Genomic DNA, 25,559 nt, shown 5'->3' on the forward strand with positions numbered 1-25,559 from the left:
GAACAGATAATGACATCGCATGCCGCCCATCTTGAAGACCGCTTGGATTTGGCCCGAAAGATGGCAGTTGAAGCCGGAGTGCTTGCACTGAAATATTTCAATGCGCGAGAACAGTTGATTGTCGAGACAAAAGCCGATCCTCAAGATGTGGTGTCCATCGCAGATCGGGAAGTAGAAGAGCTTATCCGGTCCCGGATTATCGGAAGCTTCCCCGATGACGCAATATTGGGCGAAGAATACGGCGTTAGCTCCGGTACATCTGACTATACGTGGGTTATCGATCCGATCGATGGTACCAGCCCGTTCGTCAATGGCATGCCTAGCTGGTGTATTTCGATTGCTGCGCTCCACGGCGAAGAAATCGCCATCGGCGTAATCTATGTTCCATGCAATGACGAGCTATATGCGTCAGCGGTGGGAATGGGCGCGCGACTGAATGGCAAGCTGCTGACGCTTAATGGCGAGCGAACAATCCGTGACGCGGTCACAGGAATAGGTGCGAACCATCATGTGAGCCCGGCAAGTGTCGCTCTTATTGTCGAAAAGCTACTGGATGCTGGTGGAAACTTCATCCGTAACGGTTCTGGTGCGCTGATGCTCGCCTATGTGGCAGCCGGTAGACTGGTAGGCTATTACGAACCCTACATGCACGCTTGGGATTGTATGGCTGGATATTGTCTCGTTAAAGAGGCTGGTGGCTGGCATCATCCATTTCCGGTCAAGGGTGACGGGCTTACAAAGGGAGCGCCCGTCCTTGCCGCTGCCCTGGGCGCCGTTAATGATTTGCGGGAAATTGCAAACCTGTAAGCGATTCGACGCTCGTTAGTTTTCCTGAATGGAAATCCCGCTCTCATTGATCTTAAGCTCGATGCCATCGGGCTTTGACTCTTTGTCGTAAATGTAAAATCCCAAACCTGCGACCAGAACGATCAGCCCGCCGATGACCAGTAAAAGCATATTGCGATTCATGAATATTCCTTCCTGCCACAATTATAGATCATCCGACTGTTATGGTGGCAATAGCACCCGCCCTCAAATTTGAAAGCATGTCGCCATGAAGATGTGTTATTGGTCTGACATTAGGCAGGTGATAAGCTCAAATAGGCACAAAAACCTCTTTAGATGAAGTAATTCTGCCTTCAAATTGAGCACGTTAAAAAAGTACGGTTTCATGATGCGCGCATGGGGCGCAAATCATTGACTTATCACGGCGAATAACATCGATTAATGTTGGTGTGTGGGTCACCGGTTTTGGAAAAGCTGGATATCATGAAGTTTGTGCGGGATTTACTTTGGGCGCCGACAATTGGCCTCTCTTGGCTTTGGGGATTGGGATTCTTTTATTCCATTCATGTCACGCTGACATATGGCTGGCTGGGCTTCTTTGGATTTGCAATAGCCAATGTCGGGGGGCTTTGGTTATTCGGTTATATTCTAGGGCGTACCAAACGCTCGCCGGACCAGATTATCAAAGATATTGAAGGCCGCTATGCGGGCGTTTTCCTCCTGTTTCAGATGGCCGCGCTGGTTGTAACAATCTTCGGATTTGTCGCCTATCTCTGGCAGCCCGTCGTTGGTGAAGGTTCCGGTCTTGGTGTTGCTCTTCTGCTCCTGTTTGCCTGCGCTATTGGCCATGCACTGAACTTGCAGCAATTGAAGTTGCTACACATTGTTTATACGGGGGTTGGTGTGACCGCCGGCATAGTGCTTTACTTGGGGCTGGCAAAAACCTCGTCTTATCCTGGCGTTCCATTGCAAAGTTTTGATGCGCGTTTCTATGGCCTGATTATGCCAACGCTGATCGGCTTTTTACTCGGGCCATGGTTGGATATACAGCATTGGCAACGTGCTGTGACTATCAAGCGCGAAGGCGGAAATGTTGGGCTCGCTTACGGCATGGGAGCCTTGCTCTTTTTTGGGTTTCTGTTTCTCAATGCACTTACGGCGTCAGCCGTAGGCCCTATTGGCAGCATTCTTTCCATTGATGGTTTGCCAAGCGCGCAAGGGGCAGTTTCAGCAGCAACGGTACTGGCTGCTGAAAATGGCCAGCCCTATCTTGCAGTGGCCTTCGTGATTTGGACAACGATAGCCATGGCGTCGACCGTTGACAGCTTTTACTGTGCAACTTCGTGGTTTTTGAAGGGAAAAAACCTGCGTAGTAACAGTCCGTTGCTTGCGCTCATTCCGGACAACATTGCGTCTTCACCGCTCTGGCTGCTGATTGGAGCAACATGGGTTTCCTATGCTGCCGTGCCAGCAAATTTTTCGCTGATGTATTTTATGATGCCGTTTGCGACACTGTTTGTCAGCGCGTCGGCAAATCTTGTTTGTGAGGCTTTGGGAGCGAAGGCGCGCTTCGATCCGGTTTTGAGTTTCATGATTGGATGTGGATCATCGTTGATTTTTGTAATTGGCTATGTCGAGCCAATTCCGGGTTTCTTGGTGATATCGCCATTCATTGGTCTTATCGGTGCTCTTCCAGTTATTATCGAGCTGGTCGGGCCGCGCTCTAAAGCCATCCCCGTGGACATTGTCGATCAACCCTTGCGTATGGCGATGTCTGCACCTTTGATGTCGTCGGGTAATGAAGAAACAACACCTTCACATGGCTTCGATGGGGAGTGGTTCGTTATGCAGCTTGTTCCGACCTACGATGATACCAACTCGGTCGGTAATGTATATTTTGCAAATTATGTACGCTGGGTCGGCAAAGCGCGCGAGTTGTTTTTCAATGTCTGCATGCCGGATTTTGATCTTGCTACCACTCGCTTCTATATTCTTACCCGTTCCTTCACGCATGATTACCGGCGGGAGTCGAAAGAGTTCGAGCAGATCACTGTCAGGATCAAGATTGCTCGTCACAATCGAAAGTTCGTGACTTTAAGTCACGAGATTCACAGCCGTTCGCAAGGCCTTCTAGGGCATGGCGAGCAATCATTGATGTTTGTTGACAGGGACAATTATAACCCGCTCGACATACCCGGAGAGGTCATCAAGGGCTTTTTGGCATACTGGCCAAAAGACTCGCGTCTGTCACCTAGCTACCACCCGAAAACGATTGAACAGTCAAAGCGACAAGCCTGATATCAAGCGTGCCCAATCAGGATCGATCCATGTACTCTAAGAAAAATTTGCTCTAGCTTGCGACCTGATATCTTTCGCGATCAAATTCGAGCAGGGCAAAGGTTTTCTCTACCGGCTCGGCTGGGCTGAAAAGGAAGCCTTGCACCTGATCGCAGCCCTCCTTTTGAAGGCATGCAAGTTGCTCGCGCGTCTCGACACCTTCAGCAGTAATCTTCATGCCCATGCTTGCCCCCAGACCCATGACCGCTCTGATAATTGCCAAGCTACCGCGATTATGTGGAAGGTCGCGAACAAAAGACTGATCGATTTTGATTTTGTCGAAGGGCATTTTTCGCAGGTAGCTCAGGCTGGAATATCCGGTACCAAAATCATCAAGCGCAACGCTGACACCCATGGCGCGGAACTGCCGGAGCAGCGAAATAGCAGCGACATTTGCTTCTAGAAATACGGATTCCGTGATTTCCAGTTCGAGCCTGCTGGGATTAAGTTTGTTCTTTGTCAGCGCATCGCGCACAATCGAGGCAAGATCGGAATGGCGAAACTGGATCGCCGAGATATTGATTGCCACATGGATATCGGCGGGCCAATCGACCGCTGTCCGGCACGCTTCCTGAATGATCCATTCCCCAAGCGGAATAATGTTACCGGTTTCCTCTGCTATGGGAATGAAGACCGTCGGCGAGATAAATCCGTGAACGGGATGCTTCCATCGCAACAGCGTTTCAAACCCGACAGTCTTGAGCGTTGAGGCCGAAACAATCGGCTGGAAGTGCAAGATGAATTCGTTGCGGGCCAAAGCACCGCGCAGGTCCATGGCGAGTGCACGCTTGGCTTCTATCCGAGCATCCATTTCGACTTCATAGAACCGATAGCTATTACGCCCTTCATTCTTGGTACGGTAAAGCGCCAAATCTGCACAGCGCATAATATCATTGACGCTATCGGTCGGGGCAATCGCAATGCCAATGCTGATATGGATGTTGATCTGGATGCCGTCGATCCAAAATGGCTGCGAAATATTGTGTACCAGTTGATGGGCAAGTTCCGTTGCCGCGGCGTGGTCGGCGCCATTTGCCAATATGGCAAACTCGTCTCCCGACAAACGAGCAACGGTGTAGGTGGACGGCGAACTGCCCCGAAGACGATCGGCGACCTGTTTCAGCAATTGATCGCCAATGCCGTGGCCGAAACTGTCATTAACGGTCTTGAATTCATCAAGATCTATACAGAACACAGCGAAGCTGCGAAGGCCGTGTTCCAGGTTCTTTGTCGCCTCGCTCAATTGATCATTGAACAAGGTGCGGTTGGGCAAATCAGTCAACACGTCGTAGCGCGCCAGATAAGACAATTGGTCTTCGGATTGTTTTGCCGCAGTTACGTCCGACCCAACGCCGCGATATCCGACGAATTGGCCGGCATTATCGAAAATTGGTTTGCCCGTAAGCGACCACCAGCGTGTTTCGCCCTTGATATTCACCGGCAGGATATGGTTGCGGAAAGTTGTTCGGTTTTCGATTGCCTGCCAAATCGAACCGACCTTTATCGCTGCGTCTGCATGCGATTGGTCTATCTTGAAAAGCTGCGCGAAAGGCATGCCCTGCAGGTCGCGCATTGCTTTCGCGGAAATCTGAGCAAGGCGAGGCGATGTATGCTGTAGTTTGAGATCAGCATCAGTTTCCCAGATCCAATCACTGGCATTTTCTTCAAAATCATAGAGTAGCAGGCTGATAACCTCTTTTTGCTGCTCCACCTTGATCTGATCGAGAGTCCTCATAACAATGAGATTGCTCATGTGAACAATGGTGAACAAAATGAAAAGCGCGTAGAAGGCCAGCAAAATTGCGATGAAAAGGAAAAAATCCTCGCCGGTGGAGGCTAATGCGAAAAAGGAGCCGGTGATGATCGTGCCGGAATAAGCGATCGCTGCAAGCGGCACGACGGCTACCCCGATACCCGTCGCCATCAGACCTGCGGCGGTACAAGCTATGAGGAGCCGGTGATAGGCGTCGGCATCCAGGAAAAGCATCAGGGGTATGCTCCCAAGGCAAATGCCATAGAGAGCAGATACGATGATGAGGTATTTTATGGCATCAAATCCCAGTTCTTTTACTTTCGGAACATTGTACCATTGCCAGCAGGCAAATAGGGAAACGGCGGTCATGAAAGCGACGACCAACGCCAGGCCAGCCAAATAGGGGCGGGGGCCGAGGTCCCAGAAAACGTAAGTGACAACGAACACAACACACATTGCCACCAGAACCGTGAAAGGCGCCAGCCTGAGCGCAACGTCCATCTGCTCCGCGTAAACACGGCGTTTTACAACGGGATTTATGTTTCCGCGCATGCCGAACATCGATCGGACAGCGTCAAAAGTATGGAAGCTTGACAGTCGCACGCGGAGCCTCGGCAAGATAAAACGGACCAGTCAGTCTTATCCGTTTTGAGTTCTGTATTCGTTAAAATACTTCACATTCTTTATATTAGTTACCAATGTCTTTAAGGCAGAAAAATCTAGACAATTGAGGATAGATGTCAAGTGCAACATATTTATCATTGGTTGGAATCTAATTGTTGACTGCATATATCGGCAAAATAACAATTTATTATTTATTATCGTATACTTCCTGCGCAAAGTATAGTCTTTATAGAATTCACTCTTGTTTGACTTATTGATAAGCGGAATTTGGCTTGAAGCATCCGTCCCTTTAGGAAATGTGACGGCTCAAGCTGAAGTTTGGGGCTCAAATATTTGGCGTGGCATTGAGAATTGCCGTCAGTAAGCCAGGGAAAACGTTCTCCAGATCATGTGATCGAAGCTCGTTCATATGGGATGTCCCTTCGTTGCGGGTTTTTACAACGCCCGACTCCCGCAGAATACGGAAATGATGGGACATGCTTGACTTGGGGCGACCGCCATCAAGCGCTGCACATGTGGCTTCACCTTCACGGGCCAATTGCCGGACAATTGAAAGTCTAACCGGATCGCTCAAAGCGTGAAGTACGGATTCAAGCCGAATATCCGACGAAGAAGGATGCACAAACTGTCTCATGATTCCTTGATAACACAAATTTTTGTGTATTGCTATTGTTCGAATAATATCGAACAATCGAACAATTGCAGTTGGAGAAAACCTATGACCACTCTTTTTGAGCCCTTTACCCTTAAGGGCGTCACGCTACGTAATCGCATCGCAGTATCACCAATGTGCCAATATTCCGCGGTCGACGGTGTAATCAATGATTGGCACCATGTACATTTGGGCGGTTTGGCCAGAGGAGGTGCTGGCCTTGTGATTGTGGAGGCGACAGCCGTCACTCCGGAAGGCCGGATTACTCCGGCTTGCTCTGGACTATGGAACGATACCCAAGCAGCAGAATTGGCTAAGGCGGTCAAAACGATCAAAGCGGCGGGAGCAGTTGCAGGTATACAGATCGGACATGCCGGACGTAAGGCAAGTGCAAATCGGCCATGGGAAGGTGACGATCACATCGCTTCCGATGATCCGCGCGGTTGGGAAATTATTGCGCCTTCCGCGATAGCTTATGGCGGCGGCTTATCGAAGGTGCCTCGGGAAATGACGCTGGCCGAAATAGAAGGCATAAAAAATGCTTTCGTTGACAGTGCAACACGGGCTCTTGCGAGTGGCTTCGAGTGGTTGGAACTACATTTTGCGCATGGTTATCTTGCCCAAAGCTTCCTGTCCAAACATTCCAACCAACGTACAGATGCCTATGGCGGCAGTTTCGAAAACCGCTCGCGCTTTCTTCGTGAAACGCTGCAGGCAGTACGCAAGGTCTGGCCGCAGAACTTACCCCTGACAATGCGCCTTGGCGTGATTGAGTATGATGGCAATGATGAAGAAACAGTGGCGGAAGCAATCGAGCTGATAAAACTGCTAAAGGCCGATGGATTGGACTTCATCGACGTCAGTATGGGCTTCTCCGGTGGCAAAGCCAATATTCCTTGGGGCCCTGCTTTCCTTGGTCCTCTTGCTGCCCGTGTTAAAAATGAAACCGGCCTGCCGGCATCAACATCCTGGTACATCAGCACCCCGCAACAGGCGGAGGGTCTTTTGCGTGATGGATCGGTTGATCTTGTCATGCTTGGTCGCCCGCTGCTCGACGAGCCTCATTGGCCTTATCGCGCAGCCAAAGAACTTGGCGTTGAAAAGCCGTCATGGATTCTGCCACCAGCATATGCCCATTGGTTGGAGCGATACCGCGCTGCAGCATAATAAATTAGATAACAGCCTAATTGGCTACGATAGCCGCGATCTTTAGAACAAGATTCCGGCCCGCGTTAAATTTGAGAAATATCTTGCGTGTCGATTTCGGCAGGCATCACCTATGTTGATGGCAACGGCACATAGCTGCCATCAACAATCCGAAGTTGAAATGTTCATGTCTGTTGTCAAGGCCTATCGAAAATCGCAGATCGTCTATATAGACGGTCGCAAACAGACAACAGGGCGGTTGTGCGAGCGCCGCAAATGAATATGGCAGTTATGAATAAAACGGCACAAAGCCCCCTCGATCTGCGGCCAGGCGATGGATCGACCGCCAAGCCTATGGTTGAGTTTCAACAAGTATCAAAACGTTTTGGCGCTGGCAGTAGCGGAGCCGAGGTTGTTGCACTGGACGATGTCGACCTCATCGTTCCTCGTGGTTCAGTAACTGGCATCATCGGCCGTTCGGGGGCAGGTAAATCGACGCTTATCCGCTTGGTTAATGGTCTTGAAAAACCTACCTCCGGTCATGTCCTGGTTGATGGTACGGATGTAGCAGGTCTGGATGAGAAGAACCTTCGCTCCGTACGGCGCTCGATTGGCATGATTTTCCAGCACTTCAATCTTCTGTCTTCCCGGACTGCCTTTGATAATATTGCTTTGCCTTTGGAAATTGCCGGTATCGACAAGCAGACGATAGAGAAGAGGGTTACCCCTCTGCTTGATCTGGTCGGGCTTTCCGATAAACGTAACCGCTACCCGTCTGAACTGTCTGGCGGTCAAAAGCAGCGTATCGGTATTGCCCGCGCTTTGGCGACGGAACCCAAATTATTGCTTTCGGATGAGGCGACCTCGGCACTCGATCCGGAAACAACGCGCTCCATCCTCGCGCTTTTGACGAAAATCAATCGCGATCTGGGGCTTACAGTTCTTTTGATCACGCATGAAATGGAAGTGATCAAAACGATAGCCGCTCATGTGGCCGTTATTGATGGTGGCCGCATTGTCGAGCAGGGTGCAACATTCGATGTGTTCACCGGCCACAAGCATGAAACGACACGGGCACTTCTCGGCGGCTTGGCTGGAATGCATCTTCCCGAGTTTCTCACCAGCCGCATGACCAACGTTGCCACACCTGGCTCGCATACCATCTTGCGAGTTATCTTTAAGGGGGAGAACGCAACGGAGCCTATGCTTGCGCGGCTTGGCAGTGATCTGGGTATTGAGGTCAATATCATGGCTGGAGCAGTCGACGAGATTGCAGGCAGACCCTTCGGCATGCTGGTTGTCTCGCTCTTGGCTGATCTGGAAAAAATAGATTTAGCACGCAATTTCCTCGCCGATCATGGCCTGTCATCGGAGGTGTTGGGCTATGTCCGCTGATATTCTGGCACTTTTATTCAAGGCAACAGGACAGACACTGTACATGGTTGCCGTGGCCGGCCTGATAGGATCGTTATTTGGCATTCCACTTGGAGTTTTTCTGGCAACGAGCGGTCGCGGCGAACTTTTTCCAGCTCCTTCAATAAACAAAGCGTTGGGACTTGTCGTCAACGCCACTCGGTCCACTCCGTTTATCATTTTGGTTGTAGCCATCATTCCATTCACGCGGGCTATTGCAGGCACCTCCATTGGTACAACCGCCGCGATTGTTCCGCTGACCATTGCAACGATACCCTTTATTGCCCGCTTGGTTGAAACGGCGATTCGTGAGGTCGATCCCGGTCTTACTGAAGCTGCGCGTGCTATGGGTGCTAGTCCGATGCAGATCGTTTTCAAGGTTCTGCTTGCCGAAGCCCGGCCCGGTATCGCTTCAGCCCTGACGCTTACGATCGTCAGCCTCATTGGCTATGCAGCCATGGTCGGCGCAATCGGCGGTGGCGGACTAGGCGATCTTGGTATCCGATATGGTTACCAACGTTTCATGCCGGATGTGATGGCCATCGTCGTGGTCGTCCTCATCGTGCTCGTGCAATTGGTGCAGAGCGCGGGTGACCGGCTAGCTCGTCAATTCGACAAGCGTAATCGACCAAAGTAATCATTCTTGAACAGGAGTATAAAATGCTAAAAAAGATTCTTGGCGTCGCCGCCTTGGCAATAAGCCTAAGCGCGACTGTGGCTTTGGCCGAAACAATCAAGATTGGTGTGACACCGGGCGAGCACGCGCAAATTCTGGAAAAGGTTGCGGAAGTTGCAAAGCCCAAGGGTCTTGATATCGAGATATTGGAATTTTCCGATTATGTCGTGCCAAACCAGGCACTGAACGATGGCGAGCTCGATGCCAACTCTTTCCAACATAAGCCATATCTCGACAATCAGATTGCAGATCGCAAATTCGACCTTGTTGACGTCGCTTACACGGTCAATTTTCCGATGGGCATTTATTCGAAAAAAGTGAAGAGTTTCGATGAGTTGGCGGACGGAGCTACAATTGCGATTCCGAACGATCCGACCAATGGCGGACGTGCTTTGCTTATTCTGGCTGACAAGGGTGCAATCAAGCTGAAAGACGGCGTGGGCTTGAAAGTTACTCCAGCCGATGTGACGGAAAACACCAAGAACTTTAAATTCGTTGAACTCGATGCCGCTCAACTGCCACGTTCCATTGATGACGTTGATGCAGCAGCAATCAATACCAATTACGCGCTTGAAGCCGGTCTTGATCCGATGAAGGATACGATCTTGAAGGAAGGCGAGAAGGCACCCTACATCAACCTGATTGCAGTCCGCACCGCGGATAAGGACAAGCCTTGGGTAAAGACATTGGTCGAGTCCTATCACTCGGAGCCTGTAAAGCAGTTCATCTTGGACAAGTATAAGGGCGCTGCCGTTCCAAGCTGGTAATCAATATTGCCAGTCCGAATGAAGACCTCCCCTGGAAACGGGGGAGGTTTTTTGCTTTCAGATACGTTTTCCTGCCTCATTAAAGAGATGCAGCTTTTCCTTTGGAATTATCACGCGCAGATGATCGTCAGTCTGTGAGGTAGAGCGTCCGGACACACGGACAACGACACGTTCACCGCCAATAATGCCATAAACATAGCTCTCCGCGCCGACTGGTTCTACACCAAGAACCTTCAGATCAAGCGCCAAACCACCAATATGAGTGTTGGTTCCGGCTGATACTTCCAGATCTTCAGGACGGAAGCCGATGACAGCGCCCGATGTTGGAACCGCCAGACCTTGAGCACCAATACGCGTGCCATCCTTGAGGATGAGTCCCGAACCATCGGCCGTGACAGGGACGAGGTTCATGGGCGGCGCGCCAATAAAACTTGCGACGAAGGTGCTGGCCGGTTTCTCGTATATATCCAGCGGAGCTCCGATTTGCTCGACCGCACCGCCGTTCATGACTACGAGTATGTCTGCAAGCGTCATTGCTTCCAGCTGATCGTGGGTAACGTAAACGCTGGTCACGCCCAGTTGGCGTTGCAGGTTTTTAATTTCCACTCGCATCTGGCCACGCAATTTTGCATCCAGATTGGAAAGCGGTTCGTCAAAGAGGAACACTTTCGGACTGCGTACAATGGCGCGCCCCATTGCGACACGCTGACGTTGGCCACCGGAAAGCTCCTTGGGGCGTCGCTCGAGAAGCTGAGTCAATTCAAGGATTTGTGCGGCGTCCCTAACGCGTTTGTCGATCTCGTCTTTAGGCATGCCGCGGTTACGCAGCCCGTATGCCATGTTATCGTAGACCTTCATATGCGGATAAAGCGCATAATTCTGGAAAACCATGGCGATGTCCCTTTCAGCGGGACCGAGATTATTAACGACTGTGCTATCGATTTTCACAGTGCCGTCGGTAATGGATTCCAAGCCGGCAATCATTCGAAGCAGAGTAGATTTTCCACAGCCCGATGGACCGACCAGCACGCATAGCGCACCGTCATTGATAGAAATATTTACGCCCTTTACCGCTTCAACGGAGCTTCCATAGACTTTGCGGACATCGGTTAGTTCTACACTTGCCATATTATTTCTCCGTTTCAACCAGTCCGCGCACAAACCAGCGCTGCATCAAAACAACGACCAGAATTGGGGGCAGGATGGCGAGAATGCAGGTGACCATCACCAGATGCCATTGTGTGTTGGCGTCGGTGAAGTCGATCATTTTGCGCAGCCCAATGACGATGGTCGCCATATCGTTGCGATTGGTCATGAGCAATGGCCAGAGATATTGGGTCCAGCCATAGATGAAGAGGATGACGAACAGGGCCGCGATATTGGTCTTCGACAAGGGCAGCAGAATATCCTTGAAGAAGCGCCACGGGCCAGCCCCGTCCACGCGGGCTGCTTCAACCAGCTCGCCTGGAATTGTCATGAAGAATTGTCTGAACAAAAGTGTGGCCGTAGCCGAAGCCATGAGGGGAAGGATAAGGCCTGTATAGGTATCGATCAGTCCAAGGTCGACCATAATTTTGTAGGTGGGCAGAATGCGCACTTCGACGGGCAGCATCAGCGTTATAAAGATGAACCAGAAGAAAAACATGCGTCCCGGAAAGCGGAAAAATACGATCGCGTAGGCGGACAAGATGGAAATGATGATCTTGCCGATGGCAATGCCGAGCGCCATGACAAGTGTGTTGAGCAAAAGACGGTCAACGCCAACGCCGCCGATCTTGCTGATGCCACCGAAAAGAGCGCTGGAATAATTCTCCCAGAAATGACCTCCCGGCAACAACGATAGTGGCGGACGGATAATATCCTGCAATGTCTGGGTTGACGCTACAAAGGTGTAGTAGATTGGAAATGCAACGATCAAAATGCCGACAATCAAAATGATATGGGCGATGATGCGGCCTATGGGGTTGTTTTGAATCATGACTCTGGTTCCCCTCAGCCGTAATGGACTTTGCGCTCGACATAGCGGAATTGTACCGCTGTCATAGCAATGACAATTACCATCAGAATAACAGATTGCGCCGCCGAGTCGCCAAGGATCAGGTTGACGAACCCGTCATTGTAGACCTTGTAGACCAGAGTTTCTGTTGCTTTTCCCGGACCGCCCCCTGTAACGGCATGAATGATGCCGAACGTATCGAAGAAGGCGTAAACCGTATTAACGACCAGCAAGAAAAATGTCGTTGGCGCGAGAAGCGGGAATATAATGGTCCAAAAACGCTTTGTTTCTCCGGCGCCATCAATGGCCGCAGCTTCGATCAGCGATTTAGGAATGGACTGCAGGCCCGCAACGAAAAACAGGAAATTGTAGCTAATCTGTTTCCAAGAAGCGGCAGCAACGACAAGCACCATCGCCTGATCACTATTAAGCAGCGGATCCCAATTATATCCCGTCGAGCGAAGGAGATATGCCAATGTACCCATTGAGGGGTTGAATAGAAACAGCCAAAGCATGCCGGCAATCGCAGGAGCTACGGCATAGGGCCATATCAGCAGTGTCCGGTACACGCCTTTGCCACGTATGACTTTATCAGCCATCACCGCAAGCAACAGTGCAAAGGCCATGGCAATCAAGGCCGTGGCAATCGAGAATATCACGGTCACCTGAAGGGAGTTCAGATAATTGGGATCGTTCAGAACGCGTTTGAAATTGGCTAGCCCGACAAATTGCGTCGACAATCCAAATGGATCCTCCCGCAATACGGACTGCTGAATGGCTTGCGATGCAGGCCAGTAAAAAAAGACGGCCGTGATTGCCAACTGAGGTGCCAGCAGAAGGTAGGGCAGAAACTTGTTGGGAAAAGTGACACGCGTTGACGATGCCATGATGCCTCGCTTTAAACAAAGCCCGCCCGTATGAGATTATACGGGCGGGTATCTTTGACGGCTTAGTTACTGGCCAATGGCCTGCTTGATTGCTGCGTTGCCACGCTCAACGGCCTTATCAAGTGCCTGTTGAGCGGTCTGCTTGCCAGCGAGCATGTTCTCGTATTCTTCGTTCAGAATATCGCGAACCTGCGGCAGGTTTACGAGACGAACACCCTTTGAGTTTTCGGTCGGTGCCTTGCCCATCATCTGCTTGATCGGAATTTCACGAGCAGGATTCTTTTCGTAGAATCCGGATTTCTTCGTGTCTTCATAGGCAGCCAGCGTAACTGGCAAATAGCCCGAAACCTGATGCAGCCTTGATTGGATTTCAGTCTTAGACAGGAAGTTGAAGAAGGCAGCCACACCTTTGTACTGTTCGTCTGATTTGCCGGCAAACACCCAGAGGCTCGCGCCGCCCGGTATGGTGTTTTGTGGCGCGTTTTTGGATTCCGGTTCATAAGGGAGCTGACCGGTACCATAATTCATGCCGGACTTGATGATGTCGCCAAGGCCGCCCGAGGAATCATTGTAAATGCCGCATTCACCAGACGTGAATAGCTGCTTGGCTTCAGATGTGCGTCCGCCATAACGGAACGTGCCATCTTTCGCCAGATCAGCAAGTTCCTGGAAATGCTTGACGAAAAGAGGCGAGTTGATCTTCAGCTCAACATCGACGCCGCCGATGCCATTTTCATTGCTGCCCCAGGAAATATCATTCCATGCAGCATAATTTTCTGTATGAATCCAAGTCATCCAAGCTGTTGTGTAACCACAATTAGCGGCGCCGCTTGTCTTGATTTTCTTCGCAGCTTCCCAAACTTCTGGCCAAGTTTTTGGAGGAGTATTCTCATCCAAACCAGCCTTTTTGAATATATCTTTGTTGTAATAGAGGATTGGCGAAGAGCTGTTATAGGGGAATGACAGCATAGTGCCGTCCGGCTTTGAATAATAAGCCACGATGCCCGGCAGATAGAGGCTCTTGTCAAACTTGGTTTCGCCCATCGAAAGGATGTCGGCAACTGGTTTGATCGCGCCTTCCGCTCCCATCATAACGCCTGTACCGGCATCAAAAACCTGAAGGATATCTGGAGCTTGTTTTGCACGGAAGGCGGCAATGCCAGCATTGAGCGCTTCCGGATAGGTACCTTTGAACACAGGCACAACTTTGTATTCGCTTTGGCTTTCGTTGAACTCTTTTGTCAAAGCCTGCACGACTTCGCCGTTGGCGCCAGGCATTGCATGCCACCAGCTGATTTCGGTAACAGCAAACGATGCAGATGATGAGGCCAACAAAATGCCGAAGGCCACGGTGAGTTTGGTGCCGTGATTAGTCATTATAATCTCCCATAGTGAGGCGTCGTCTTTAGCGCGCTTGGGCTAAGTATCCTCATTATGTGACAGAGAAACAACAGTTATTTGACTTTGGGCAAATGATGCAGGTCAGCCTGTGGAAAAAATGCGCAGCTGTTCACTTTTTTGCTCTAAATCAGCGTGACACCAGCTTTGCGCATTGTGATGGTCATTGCTGCGAGCGAACCACCAAGATCGATCGCCCGGCAAGCGTCAAGTAAGACTTCTGCGGAAAATCCCTGGGCGGCGGCATCAAGGGCGGAGTAAGCCACACAATAATCTGTAGCGAGACCCACAAGCGTCACATGAGTGATTCCACGCTCTCGCAGATAACCAGCAAGGCCAGTTGGCGTCACATGGTCGTTCTCATAAAATGCCGAATAGCTGTCAATGTGCGGGCGAAAGCCTTTTCGAATGACAAGCTCGGCTTTTGTCCATTCCAGATCAGGATGAAAATCGGCGCCATTTGTGCCCTGTATGCAATGATCCGGCCAAAGAGTCTGCTCGCCGTAGGGCATGGCAATGGTTTCAAAGGGCGCTTTTCCCGGATGGCTTGATGCGAAGCTCGAATGAGCTGGTGTGTGCCAGTCCTGCGTCAGGATAACTCTGTCGAAGCGGAGTATCAGCTTGTTGATGATCGGAACAATTTCGTTGCCACCAGACACGGCTAGGGCACCGCCTTCGCAAAAATCGTTCTGAACATCGATGACGATCAATGCGTCCTTGGCCATGATGCACTCCTGTAGAATGGCGTGGAGTCTATGGTCAATTAGAGCCGGACGTCAACGCGCATAGTGAAGGTCACCGCCAATCCAGACGTGATCAACGTCAAGATTCTCAGTTAAATGGACAATATTTGCCTCATAGCCCGGCAATAAGCGGCCATGAGTGTGATCAATGCGAATACTCTGGGCAGGATAAAGCGAGGCCATGCGCAATGATTCATCAAGCGTAAGCCCCAATTGCTGGTGCACGAAGCGAACGGCCGAGATCATATCAAGATCGGCACCAGCAAGTGTGCCGTCTTCAAGCGTCAGGCGGCCACCGGCGCGCGTTATGGTTCTGCCGTTAAGGGTGAATGACGTGATGTCCGTGCCTATTGTAGACATTGCGTCAGTCACCAGAAATATCTTTGCTGGGCCTTGTTTGGCTCGCAGCGCAATCGACATGGACGCTTTGTCGACATGAAAACCATCGGCAATCAGTCCGGCTGACAATTCTCCCGATTGCAAAGTCGCACCCACAACGCCAGGGCTGCGATGACCAAGCTGGCTCATTGCATTAAAAAGGTGTGTGACCATTGATGCGCCAGCCGCTTGCGCAGCCAAGGCTGTTTCATATGATGCCCCGCTGTGACCAAGGCTAACAATGACGCCTGCGTCGACCATTGCCTTGATTTTTTCCGGCGATACCGTTTCGGGGGCGACGGTGGTGAGAAGTACCGGAATCTCCTGAACAGCTTCGATAATTGCAATCAAATCTGCATCGTCCATAGGCCGGATCAGCTTGGGATCGTGCGTGCCTTTGTGGCTAACAGACAGATGAGGGCCTTCGAGGTGGAGACCAATAAACCCAGCGACTTTTTCCTGTGCCGCTGCTTTACTCGCCGCAATAGCCGCTGCCGTCGTTTCCGGCGTATCTGTAATCAGCGTTGGCAGCAGAGCCGTTGTTCCAAAAGCAAAATGTGCATCGCAGATGGTCCGGATAGCGTCGATACTCGGCCCGTCATTGAGCAATACCCCGCCACCGCCATTCACCTGAACGTCGATGAACCCGGGTACAAGTTTTCCCCCGTTCATCTCAACCCGGCGAATATCCGCAGTTAGAGCGCTTGTGGCTTCGATGCTTTTAACTGTGCCGTGTTCCACAACCAGTGCGGCGTTTTCGTGCCAGTTTTCTCCATCGAAAATGACGGCACCGGTAATGGCGTAGACGGTACTCATATGGTCTCCGTCACTTTTCGCAAGTGAGGCGGTTCATCGGGATTAAAGCCACGGCTACGGGCAAACCCTTCTACAAATGCGTAGAATGAAACGAGCAGCGCCAGCGGATCGGTGAGTGGATGCGACGTAGCGACAAAGGGCAGGGCCGTTGCCTTTGACGGCTTGTTTGATGTCAGGAAGACAGCAGCACCCTGATCGGCAAGACGATCGGCGGCATCGACGAGCGATGCTTCTGCGGCGTCCCTTGCGGCAAGCACCAAAACTGGAAAGCCTTTGCCGACAATTGCCTTTGGCCCATGCATCACTTCTGCGGCGCTGTATGATTCCGCGTGAACACCGCTGGTTTCCTTGAATTTCAAGGCAATCTCATTGGAAATGGCCAGAGAAGGTCCGCGCCCAAGAATAAAAAGCGAGTTTTCGTTTTCCAACGCCGCTGCGAATGGCGACCAGTCGCACATCACGGCCTTCGCCATTGCCGAAGGAAGGTCATCGATGGCAGCAAGCAGCTTTTGATCGTTGGTCCAATGCCCGATCAAAGCAAGGCCTGCAACTGCGGAACTCACGAAGGATTTTGTCGCCGCAACACTACGCTCTGGACCGGCAAGTATGTCGATTGGCAGATCGCTTGCATTGGCAAGATCGGAATTAATTACATTTGTAATTGCGATGGTAAGTGCGCCGCTTTCGCGCGCTGCCTTTGTCATGCTGACAATATCGGGGCTCTTGCCGGATTGCGAGATGGACAAAGTGGCCGCGCTACCCAGTTTCAAGGTTATGCCGTAAATGGAAGCGACCGATGGCCCAAGTGATGCAACTGGAATACCTGCCGTTAACTCGCTGGAATATTTCAGGAATGCCGTGACATGGTCTGACGACCCCCGTGCTATGGATGCCAGAAATGGTGGATTTTTTTCGCGCAGCTTTGCACCAGCTGCGGCAAGCGTGGCGCGGGAGCTATCCAGAAAACGAGTTGTCACGTCGGGAATCGACAATATCTCTTCCCGCATCAATGTTGCCTTGTTCAAAGTACTGCTCCTGATATTTCCGAACTGTCGCCGAGTTTCAGCTCAGCAACAAACTCATAGGCGTCTGCGCGATAAATGGACCGGGTGAACTCAATCACTTTTCCCGAATCAAGATAGGAGATTCGCTCAATATTCAAACTGGCCGAACCGACAGGAACCTCAAGCAATTTTGCATCGTTCTCTTTAAGTATTGCCGCCGAGATACGCTGTATCGCGCGAACGGGACGATTGCCGCTGGCGGCCAGCACTGCATAAAGCGACAGAGTAACCAGTTCCGGATTGGGCAAAACATGCACGGACAAAGCGGCTCTCTCGATTGCCATAGGCGTATCGTTGGCAACACGCAGGCGGCTGATCCGGGATACTCTTTCGCCAGAAGTCAGACCCAGCGTCACCATTTCCTCAGGCGAGGGGACATAGATGCCACGATCAAGCCATGTCGAGCGAACAACCATGCCGCGCCGCGCCATATCTTCCGTAAATGATGTCAGATGTGTCAGCGATTGCTCCACCCGAGCAGAGCGAGGCGCGACGAATGTGCCGGAGCCGTGACGCTGTATGAGTAAACCATCACTCACCAAACCCTGAACGGCTTTGCGAACAGTTACGCGAGAAATATCGGCAATTGCGGCAAGCTCGCGTTCCGGCGGCAATGCGTCTCCGGGTTTCAGTAAGCCATCAAGCACGGCATTTTCAATTAGCCGCTGCAATTTTACATAAAGAGGGCCACCGGCAATCGATCCGTCATTGAGGGTCGGAAGAATATTAATCAGGCCGTCAGACATGAATATACTCCGCCGATTTTGAAGCGAAATTCAAAACTGCGAGTTGCACCGCTCCGGCAAGAGCGTCGTTCAGCGGTTTTTGCAGCTTCTCTTGATAGCGCGCTGACAGGCGCTTTTCATAGAGCGGACCAAGGCCGCCCAGAAGGGAAAGGCGTGTCTGTCGTGCTGACATGATAGTGTCGAGACCCTGCTCAATCTGGTCTATGGCGATTTGTAGGATAGCAAGAGCAACCGCATCTTCGACGGCAGCATAGTCGAAGATCATCGGCACGAGCGTTCCGAAGTCGCTTGGAGTTGCCGCATGTGCAAATCGTACAATGTTATGCGGGTTGTTTTCATAACGCTGCATGACGGCTTGTGTAAGTTCGGATGCAGGGCGGAAACGATCATATGCTAAAAGCGTTTCCTCGAGCAGATGTCGACCTAAACGTGCGCCGCCGCCGAGATCGCCGACCTTGAATCCCCAACCGCCCGCGAACTGGACCTTATCTCCTTCGCGCGCAATAAAGAGCGAGCCCGTTCCCAGAATGACGACTGTACCGTCATTATTGCCTATTGCGCCCTGAAGCGCGATCAAGCCATCTGATAAAACCAATGCATCCTTGAACGGGAGTGAGGCTTTCAAGTTTGCAGCGTTGTCGCCAACATTCGCGCCGGCGAGCCCCAACACTGCGGACAGAGAACCTACGTGTGATTTATCGATGCCTGCGCTGGCAAATGCAGCATCAGTGGCGTCCATTATATTGCCGCGCGCCATATCCATATCGGTCATGACATTGGCGGAGCCGCTCTTGCCTATACCAAGGATGCGGCCGTTCAGATCGGCCAATGCCGCTCTGCAACCTGTTCCACCGCCATCGATTCCTAGGAGATAAGTCACGACAAATAGCCCTCCATAAATAGAATACCAATAAAGTACCAATAGCCAAGCGTTAATTTACGTATTTTCAAATTTTTCTATAATTCATTGTTATATATGCATAAAATTACACCGATGCAAATGACTGCAGGATTTTTTTAAGATTTACTGGACAAGTGGTATTTTTTTGGCATTAATTATAAAAACGAGGAGAGCAGAGTGGAACCTAGCCGCACCGAGCAACGCAATGATAGAGCGACCGGTCTTGACGAGAAGTCGCCGGACGTTGTTGTACGTTTGCTGCTTGATGCGCAAATCGCTGCTGCAGAAGTCGTCGCTAATGCGTTGGATCCAATTGCGGAGGCGGCACAGATCGCTGCTGAAACCATTTCGGGTGGCGGCAGGTTGGTATATGCAGCTGCAGGAAGTTCAGGTCTCATGGCTCTGGCCGATGCGCTGGAAATTCCTGGCACCTATGGTATCGCTCCGGACAGGATTGTCATTCTGATCGCTGGAGGTATTGCCAGCCTTAATCGTCTTGCCGGAACCTATGAGGATGACGTTAGTCAAGCTGCCAAAGATATCGCCGAGGCAGGCTTGAGGGCAGGCGATTGTCTGTTAGCGGTGTCGGCAAGCGGTACAACGCCTTATGCTCTGGCAGCAATTGACGAAGCCAGGAAGCGCGGGCTTAAAATCATTTCGATTGCCAATAATCGTAACGCACCGATCTTTGACGGTGCTGATGTTGCCATTGCATTGGAAACTCCGGCGGAAATGGTCGCGGGTTCGACCAGGATGGGTGCCGGTACGGCGCAGAAAATCGCCCTTAATTTGTTATCTACCCTGATGGCGATCCATCTTGGGCATGTACATGACGGCTACATGGTCAATCTGGTGGCGGACAACATTAAATTGCGCGAGAGGGCGGTTCGGATTGTCTCGGCAATAAGCGTTTGCGATCCGGGTGAAGCTGCAAAATGGCTTGATGCAAGCGGCGGCTCAGTAAAAGAGGCGGTACTACTCGCTGCCGGCGCAAAAGATGCGAACAAAGCAACAAGAATTCTCGAAAGCAATCAACAGAGGCTTCGCCCGGCGCTTTCGGAACTGAAAGAGATCCTTGGGTCCCGCTAGGGGGCCGGGTTCTCATTAACGGCACTACTCATGAGGGTGCAACAGGAGACTAAAATGGGAAGCAAGACACTAAAATCACTGCTAATGGCGACAAGCATCCTGGCAACAGCCGGTTTTGCTCATGCCGCTGATACCGAGCTTACAATTGAAAGCTGGCGTACGGATGATCTTGCCATCTGGCAGGAAAAGCTGATCCCAGCGTTCGAAGCAAAGAATCCCGGCATCAAGGTTAAATTCGCGCCAACACCGCCCACCGAATATGATGCCGCCCTTGGTGCGCGTTTTGATGCAGGCAGCGCTGGCGATATCATCACTTGCCGTCCGTTTGACAAGTCGCTTGAACAGTTCAAACGCGGCAATCTCGCCAGCCTCACTGATCTCCCCGGCATGAAAAATTTCTCCGACGTTGCCAAGGCTGCGTGGACGACTGATGATGGCAAGGACGCATTCTGCGTACCGATGGCCTCGGTTATTCATGGGTTCATCTACAACAAGGATGCCTTTGATAAGCTTGGCATTGCTATTCCGACGACCGAAGCTGAATTCTTTGCAGCGCTAGACAAGATCAAGGCCGATGGCACCTATATTCCAATGGCAATGGGTACGAAAGACCTTTGGGAAGCCGCAACCATGGGCTACCAGAATATCGGCCCGACATATTGGAAGGGTGAAGAAGGCCGCGCCAAGCTGATTAAGGGCGAGGAAAAGCTGACGGACGCCCCTTGGGTCGAGCCTTACAAGGTTTTGCTGAAGTGGAAAGATTATCTGGGCGATGGTTTTGAAGCTCAGACCTATCCGGACAGCCAGAATCTGTTCACCTTGGGTCGTGCTGCAATTTATCCAGCTGGTTCATGGGAAATTGGCCTTTTCAATACGCAGGCTCAGTTCAAAATGGGGGCATTCCCGCCACCCGTGAAAAATGCTGGCGATGCATGCTACATCTCGGATCATAACGATATTGGCGCGGGTCTGAACGCCAAGAGCAAACATCCGGAAGAAGCCAAGAAGTTCCTCGATTGGGTCGCTTCGCCCGAGTTCGCCGACATCTATGCCAATGCGCTGCCTGGCTTCTTCAGCCTGAACTCGACGCCGGTAAAGATGCAGGATCCATTGGCGCAGGAGTTCGTTTCCTGGCGCGAAAAGTGCAAGCCGACAATCCGTTCAACTTACCAGATATTGTCGCGCGGCACACCTAATCTCGAAAACGAGACATGGGTAGAATCTGCTAACGTGATCAATGGTACCGACACGCCTGAAGCAGCAGCCAAGAAGCTGCAAGACGGTCTGGACAGCTGGTACAAGCCTGCCAAATAAGCACTTGATCATAAACGGGGCATCGCCTGATGCCCCGTTTATGCTTTGAGTAAAACGTCGATTATTCGACTTGATGGTTTTCCACGGCAGTCGCACGCCGTTTTATGATGCGGCCAAAACCAAAAGCAGGGGTTCTGTTATCCATGAGCACAGTCGAGCAAGCATCGGCCGACCGCGGCAACGATAAGCGTCCTTGGCGCTGGCACATATTGGTATTTTTGACACCAGCTTTGCTCGTCTACACGGCGGTGATGATCCTTCCGCTCATCGAAACACTGCGTCTTTCGCTGTTCAACGTCAAAGATGGCCAAAGCGTCTTTGTGGGCTTGGACAATTTTGCTGTGCTATTTGGAGATCCGCGTTGGGCGGCAAGCTTCTGGAACGCACTTAAGAATAACTTCATCTTCTTTTTCATTCACATGGTCGTGCAAAATCCAATCGGGGTTGCATTGGCAGCGCTTCTATCCGTGCCAAAATTGCGCTTTGGTGCCTTCTACCGCACCGCTTTGTTTCTGCCGACGCTGCTTTCATTTGTCATTGTCGGGTTTATCTGGAAGCTCATTCTTTCACCGATATGGGGCGTCTCGCCATTCCTTTTGGATTTGATTGGCCTCAAATCACTTTTCTCGCCATGGCTCGGTAAGCCCGGTTCAGCATTGATTGCGGTGTCACTGATTTCAGTGTGGCAGTATGTCGGCATACCGATGATGTTGATTTACGCGGCGATGCTGAACATTCCGGACGAAGTTCTGGAAGCAGCAGAGTGCGACGGTGTTACCGGATGGAGCCAATTCTGGAAGATCAAGCTTCCGCTGATATTGCCCTCAATCGGCATCATCTCGATCCTTACTTTTGTGGGCAATTTCAACGCGTTCGATCTGGTTTATACCGTGCAAGGTGCACTGGCAGGGCCGGATGGAGCGACCGATATTCTCGGAACGTTGCTTTACCGTACATTCTTTGGCTTCCAGCTTCAGATCGGTGACAAGTCCATGGGCGCAACCATCGCGACGGTGATGTTCCTCATCATCCTCTCTGGCGTTTGCCTCTATCTGTTTGCCATTCAGCGGCGCATGCGCCGGTATCAGTTTTAGGATTACGATCATGGCAAAAACCACGACATCCCCAGTTCGGACCGGTCTCGTCCACCTCGCGTTGATAACTTACACGCTTATCGCGTTATTCCCCGTGTTCCTGACTGTCATCAATTCTTTCAAGGATCGCGCCTCTATTTTCCGCGATCCTCTGGGGCTACCTACTCCATCGGTTTTCAGTCTCGTTGGTTATGAAACAGTGCTGAAGCAAGGCGATTTCACACTCTATTTTCAAAACAGTTTTATCGTTACCGCTGTATCGATCTTTTTCGTTCTGCTGTTTGGTGCGATGGCTGCTTTTGCATTGTCGGAATATCGTTTCCGCGGCAACACCCTAATGGGACTTTATCTTGCACTTGGTATCATGATCCCGATTCGGCTGGGCACAGTAGCGATCCTACAGGGGATGGTTGCTGCCGGTCTGGTCAACACGTTGACCGCGCTCATTCTGGTTTATACTGCACAGGGTCTTCCACTAGCCGTATTCATCCTTACTGAATTTATGCAGACGGTTTCCGATGATTTGAAGAACGCCGGACGTATCGACGGCCTTTCGGAATATTCCATATTCTTCCGTCTTGTTTTGCCGTTGATAAGGCCAGCCATGGCAACTGTCGCTGTCTTTACCATGATACCGATCTGGAACGATCTCTGGTTCCCGCTGATCCTTGCGCCCAGCGACGCGACCAAGACGATTACGCTTGGCAGTCAGGTCTTTATCGGTCAGTTCGTGACTAACTGGAATGCTGTTCTTGCTGCACTTACTCTGGCGATTGTGCCGGTGCTTGTCCTTTACCTTATCTTTTCGCGGCAGTTGATCCGCGGCATCACAGCAGGAGCCGTGAAATGAGCGAACAAAAGCCGATCCGCGTTCTTGTTGCCGGGCTTGGCAATATGGGCCGCAGTCATGCGCTCGCCTACCATAATAATCCGGGATTTGAGATCGTTGGGTTGGTAAACAGATCTGTCGTGCCCTTGCAGCCGGAACTTGAAGGGTACACGATTCACCAATCATTTGAGGCAGCCTTGGCGGAGCTCAAACCGGAACTGGTGTCCATCAATACTTATTCCGACAGCCATGCAGACTATGCTGTGGCGGCAATGAAAGCGGGGGCGGATGTCTTCGTTGAAAAGCCATTGGCTACAACAGTTGCCGATGCGGAGCGTGTGGTAGCTGCCGCCAAGCAATATGGCCGTAAACTGGTGATTGGTTACATATTGCGCCACCATCCGTCATGGGTTCGGCTGATTGAAGAGGCCCGAAAACTCGGCGGACCTTATGTTTTCCGGATGAATCTCAATCAGCAATCCAGTGGTGCAACTTGGAACACGCATAAGGCGCTTATGCAGACAACGTCTCCAATTGTCGATTGCGGCGTGCACTACCTCGATGTGATGTTGCAAATCACCGATGCAAAGCCGGTTCAGGTACGCGGCATGGGCGTGCGGCTATCGGATGAGATTGCGCCAGACATGTACAATTATGGTCATCTCCAGGTTCTGTTCGATGATAGGACTGTGGGGTGGTATGAGGCCGGCTGGGGTCCGATGATTTCGGAAACCGCCTTCTTCGTGAAAGACGTCATATCTCCCAATGGTTGTGTCTCCATCGTGATGGATCAGAATGCCAAATCAGATGACATCGATTCCCATACCAAGACGTCAACGATAAAGTTGCACTCAGCAGCAATGGATGCAGATGGTCGTTTTACCAAGCAGGACGAATTGCTGAATATGGCTGGTGAGCCCGGCCATCAGGAGCTGTGCGATCTTGAGCAAGCCTATGTCCTCAAGGCAATCCGGGAAAATATTGATCTTACACGTCACATGCAGGATGCGGTGCGCTCCTTGAGCGTGTGTCTTGCAGCCGACGAAAGCGTTCGTACCGGTCAGCCAGTAAACCTATAAATTTATCCAAGAAACGGGAACAAGACATTGGGTTCTTTGAAGATCGAAAATATCGTTAAGTCTTTTGGCCATGTGGACGTACTGAAAGGTATTGACCTTGAGGTAGAGGACGGCGAGTTCGTCATTTTTGTCGGACCATCGGGCTGCGGTAAATCAACGCTGCTGCGTATCATCGCTGGTCTGGAAGACGCGACGGCTGGCGAAATTCTTATTGATGGCAAGAAGGTCAATAATACGCCGCCAGCCAAGCGGGGCATTGCGATGGTATTTCAGACCTATGCGCTTTATCCACATCTGTCGGTTCGCGACAATATGGGTCTTGGGTTGAAACAGGCCGGAAAACCCGCAGACGAAATCAAGGAGCGCACCAAAGTCGCATCCTCCATGTTGTCGCTTGACGATTATCTTGAGCGTCGTCCTTCAGAGCTTTCAGGCGGGCAACGCCAACGTGTTGCTATCGGGCGTGCCATAGTGCGCGAGCCCAAGCTGTTTCTTTTTGACGAGCCATTGTCAAATCTTGACGCGGCCCTACGCGTCAATACACGATTGGAGATCGCTCGGCTTCATCGCCAGCTTAAGGCGACCATGATCTATGTGACACATGATCAGGTTGAGGCAATGACGCTCGCCGATAAGATCGTCGTGCTGAACAAAGGTAAGATCGAGCAGGTAGGTTCGCCTATGGAGCTTTATAATGCTCCGCAGACCGTATTCGTTGCCGGCTTTATCGGATCGCCGCAGATGAACCTGATTGACGCGGCAAAGCTTGGCCATACCGATGCGAAAACTATTGGTATTCGCCCGGAGCATATTCAGGTCAGCAGCACATCCGGAGAATGGAAGGGCTCGGTCATCCATGTCGAACATTTGGGTGCTGATACAATCATCTATCTCCAAACGGACTTTGGACCTTTGACGGTCAGACTGTTCGGAGAGCATCAGTACGAAGTTGATGGCATTCTATATGCAACCCCAGATGCCGGGCGCACTTATCGCTTTGACAACGAAGGACAGGTCATCAAATCGTGACGATTCATGTCATGACATCATAGACTGTTTGGGTCATAGTCG

The 25,559-nt window shown here is 51.2% G+C and carries 24 protein-coding genes; 12 read left to right on the forward strand and 12 right to left on the reverse strand.

Translation table 11 applies throughout. From position 1 onward, the window contains the following. Positions 1-9 precede the first annotated feature (9 nt). Positions 10-807 carry an inositol monophosphatase family protein gene (locus ACTJI9_RS01820; protein WP_115052497.1) on the forward strand — a complete coding sequence of 266 codons (798 nt, stop codon included), beginning with the start codon at positions 10-12 and terminating at the stop codon, positions 805-807. Positions 808-822: 15 nt separating this feature from the next. Here the strand turns inward: ACTJI9_RS01820 and ACTJI9_RS01825 are convergent, their stop codons facing one another. After that, entirely contained in the window at positions 823-969 is a 147-nt protein-coding gene (locus ACTJI9_RS01825; protein ID WP_307279315.1) for a hypothetical protein, read from the reverse strand. 300 nt (positions 970-1,269) lie between these two features. On the opposite strand from ACTJI9_RS01825, the gene ACTJI9_RS01830 reads away from it, so the two are divergent. After that, entirely contained in the window at positions 1,270-3,084 is a 1,815-nt protein-coding gene (locus tag ACTJI9_RS01830) for an acyl-CoA thioesterase (protein WP_307279312.1), read from the forward strand. 52 nt (positions 3,085-3,136) lie between these two features. Here the strand turns inward: ACTJI9_RS01830 and ACTJI9_RS01835 are convergent, their stop codons facing one another. Both ACTJI9_RS01835 and ACTJI9_RS01840 read right to left on the reverse strand, forming a co-directional pair. Further along, positions 3,137-5,428, reverse strand: coding sequence for a putative bifunctional diguanylate cyclase/phosphodiesterase (locus tag ACTJI9_RS01835; protein WP_307279308.1), 2,292 nt, complete (start codon positions 5,426-5,428; stop codon positions 3,137-3,139). A gap of 397 nt (positions 5,429-5,825) precedes the next feature. Then, complete coding sequence (locus ACTJI9_RS01840; protein WP_115052498.1) at positions 5,826-6,134, reverse strand: ArsR/SmtB family transcription factor; 309 nt, start codon at positions 6,132-6,134, stop codon at positions 5,826-5,828. An 84-nt stretch (positions 6,135-6,218) separates the two neighbouring features. On the opposite strand from ACTJI9_RS01840, the gene ACTJI9_RS01845 reads away from it, so the two are divergent. The 4 genes from ACTJI9_RS01845 (at position 6,219) to ACTJI9_RS01860 (ending at position 10,154) form a co-directional block, all read left to right on the forward strand. After that, the gene (locus ACTJI9_RS01845) at positions 6,219-7,319 is read left to right on the forward strand and encodes an NADH:flavin oxidoreductase/NADH oxidase (RefSeq protein ID WP_115052499.1); all 1,101 of its coding nucleotides are present in this window, start codon (positions 6,219-6,221) and stop codon (positions 7,317-7,319) included. A gap of 270 nt (positions 7,320-7,589) precedes the next feature. Continuing rightward, positions 7,590-8,693 (forward strand): methionine ABC transporter ATP-binding protein, encoded by a 1,104-nt coding sequence (locus tag ACTJI9_RS01850; protein WP_440805635.1) that lies wholly within the window; start codon positions 7,590-7,592, stop codon positions 8,691-8,693. Next, entirely contained in the window at positions 8,683-9,348 is a 666-nt protein-coding gene (locus tag ACTJI9_RS01855; protein WP_115052501.1) for a methionine ABC transporter permease, read from the forward strand. The genes ACTJI9_RS01850 and ACTJI9_RS01855 overlap by 11 nt, the downstream gene beginning before the upstream one ends. 23 nt (positions 9,349-9,371) lie before the next feature. Beyond that, on the forward strand, positions 9,372-10,154 hold the full coding sequence (locus ACTJI9_RS01860; RefSeq protein WP_337354503.1) for a MetQ/NlpA family ABC transporter substrate-binding protein: 783 nt from the start codon (positions 9,372-9,374) through the stop codon (positions 10,152-10,154). Between the two features lie 57 nt (positions 10,155-10,211). Here ACTJI9_RS01860 and ACTJI9_RS01865 read toward each other — a convergent pair whose 3' ends face one another. The 9 genes from ACTJI9_RS01865 to ACTJI9_RS01905 all read right to left on the reverse strand — a co-directional run bounded on the left by ACTJI9_RS01865 (position 10,212) and on the right by ACTJI9_RS01905 (position 19,062). Next, a complete protein-coding gene (locus ACTJI9_RS01865; protein WP_307279296.1) occupies positions 10,212-11,282 on the reverse strand; it encodes a sn-glycerol-3-phosphate import ATP-binding protein UgpC in 1,071 nt (356 codons plus the stop codon). Position 11,283: 1 nt separating this feature from the next. After that, positions 11,284-12,132 carry a sn-glycerol-3-phosphate ABC transporter permease UgpE gene (ugpE, locus tag ACTJI9_RS01870; RefSeq protein WP_337354504.1) on the reverse strand — a complete coding sequence of 283 codons (849 nt, stop codon included), beginning with the start codon at positions 12,130-12,132 and terminating at the stop codon, positions 11,284-11,286. A gap of 14 nt (positions 12,133-12,146) precedes the next feature. Then, positions 12,147-13,037 (reverse strand): sn-glycerol-3-phosphate ABC transporter permease UgpA, encoded by an 891-nt coding sequence (gene ugpA, locus ACTJI9_RS01875; RefSeq protein WP_115052504.1) that lies wholly within the window; start codon positions 13,035-13,037, stop codon positions 12,147-12,149. Positions 13,038-13,103: 66 nt separating this feature from the next. Next, a complete protein-coding gene (ugpB, locus tag ACTJI9_RS01880) occupies positions 13,104-14,414 on the reverse strand; it encodes a sn-glycerol-3-phosphate ABC transporter substrate-binding protein UgpB (RefSeq protein ID WP_115052505.1) in 1,311 nt (436 codons plus the stop codon). 146 nt (positions 14,415-14,560) lie between these two features. Then, on the reverse strand, positions 14,561-15,160 hold the full coding sequence (pncA, locus tag ACTJI9_RS01885) for a bifunctional nicotinamidase/pyrazinamidase (RefSeq protein ID WP_336439760.1): 600 nt from the start codon (positions 15,158-15,160) through the stop codon (positions 14,561-14,563). A gap of 51 nt (positions 15,161-15,211) precedes the next feature. Beyond that, the gene (gene nagA / locus ACTJI9_RS01890) at positions 15,212-16,372 is read right to left on the reverse strand and encodes an N-acetylglucosamine-6-phosphate deacetylase (protein WP_440805639.1); all 1,161 of its coding nucleotides are present in this window, start codon (positions 16,370-16,372) and stop codon (positions 15,212-15,214) included. Then, positions 16,369-17,379, reverse strand: coding sequence for an SIS domain-containing protein (locus tag ACTJI9_RS01895; RefSeq protein WP_336440194.1), 1,011 nt, complete (start codon positions 17,377-17,379; stop codon positions 16,369-16,371). Before ACTJI9_RS01895 ends, nagA begins: the two co-directional genes overlap by 4 nt. Before the next feature lie 14 nt (positions 17,380-17,393). Then, on the reverse strand, positions 17,394-18,182 hold the full coding sequence (locus tag ACTJI9_RS01900) for a GntR family transcriptional regulator (RefSeq protein ID WP_115052508.1): 789 nt from the start codon (positions 18,180-18,182) through the stop codon (positions 17,394-17,396). Beyond that, positions 18,175-19,062, reverse strand: coding sequence for a BadF/BadG/BcrA/BcrD ATPase family protein (locus tag ACTJI9_RS01905; protein ID WP_440805642.1), 888 nt, complete (start codon positions 19,060-19,062; stop codon positions 18,175-18,177). The genes ACTJI9_RS01900 and ACTJI9_RS01905 overlap by 8 nt, the downstream gene beginning before the upstream one ends. Positions 19,063-19,260: 198 nt before the next feature. Between ACTJI9_RS01905 and ACTJI9_RS01910 the strand changes: the two genes are divergently transcribed. The 6 genes from ACTJI9_RS01910 (at position 19,261) to ACTJI9_RS01935 (ending at position 25,517) form a co-directional block, all read left to right on the forward strand. After that, on the forward strand, positions 19,261-20,172 hold the full coding sequence (locus ACTJI9_RS01910; protein ID WP_440805644.1) for an N-acetylmuramic acid 6-phosphate etherase: 912 nt from the start codon (positions 19,261-19,263) through the stop codon (positions 20,170-20,172). Positions 20,173-20,226: 54 nt separating this feature from the next. Next, entirely contained in the window at positions 20,227-21,486 is a 1,260-nt protein-coding gene (locus ACTJI9_RS01915) for an ABC transporter substrate-binding protein (protein ID WP_115052511.1), read from the forward strand. Positions 21,487-21,629: 143 nt separating this feature from the next. After that, a complete protein-coding gene (locus ACTJI9_RS01920) occupies positions 21,630-22,580 on the forward strand; it encodes a carbohydrate ABC transporter permease (RefSeq protein WP_336439766.1) in 951 nt (316 codons plus the stop codon). Positions 22,581-22,590: 10 nt separating this feature from the next. Continuing rightward, positions 22,591-23,430, forward strand: a complete 840-nt coding sequence (locus ACTJI9_RS01925) for a carbohydrate ABC transporter permease (RefSeq protein ID WP_307279263.1) — start codon at positions 22,591-22,593, stop codon at positions 23,428-23,430. Beyond that, a complete protein-coding gene (locus ACTJI9_RS01930; RefSeq protein ID WP_115052513.1) occupies positions 23,427-24,488 on the forward strand; it encodes a Gfo/Idh/MocA family protein in 1,062 nt (353 codons plus the stop codon). The genes ACTJI9_RS01925 and ACTJI9_RS01930 overlap by 4 nt, the downstream gene beginning before the upstream one ends. Before the next feature lie 27 nt (positions 24,489-24,515). Continuing rightward, positions 24,516-25,517, forward strand: coding sequence for an ABC transporter ATP-binding protein (locus ACTJI9_RS01935; protein ID WP_115052514.1), 1,002 nt, complete (start codon positions 24,516-24,518; stop codon positions 25,515-25,517). Positions 25,518-25,559 lie beyond the last annotated feature (42 nt).

Source organism: Phyllobacterium sp. 22552 (assembly GCF_052044585.1).
GTDB lineage: Bacteria > Pseudomonadota > Alphaproteobacteria > Rhizobiales > Rhizobiaceae > Phyllobacterium > Phyllobacterium ifriqiyense.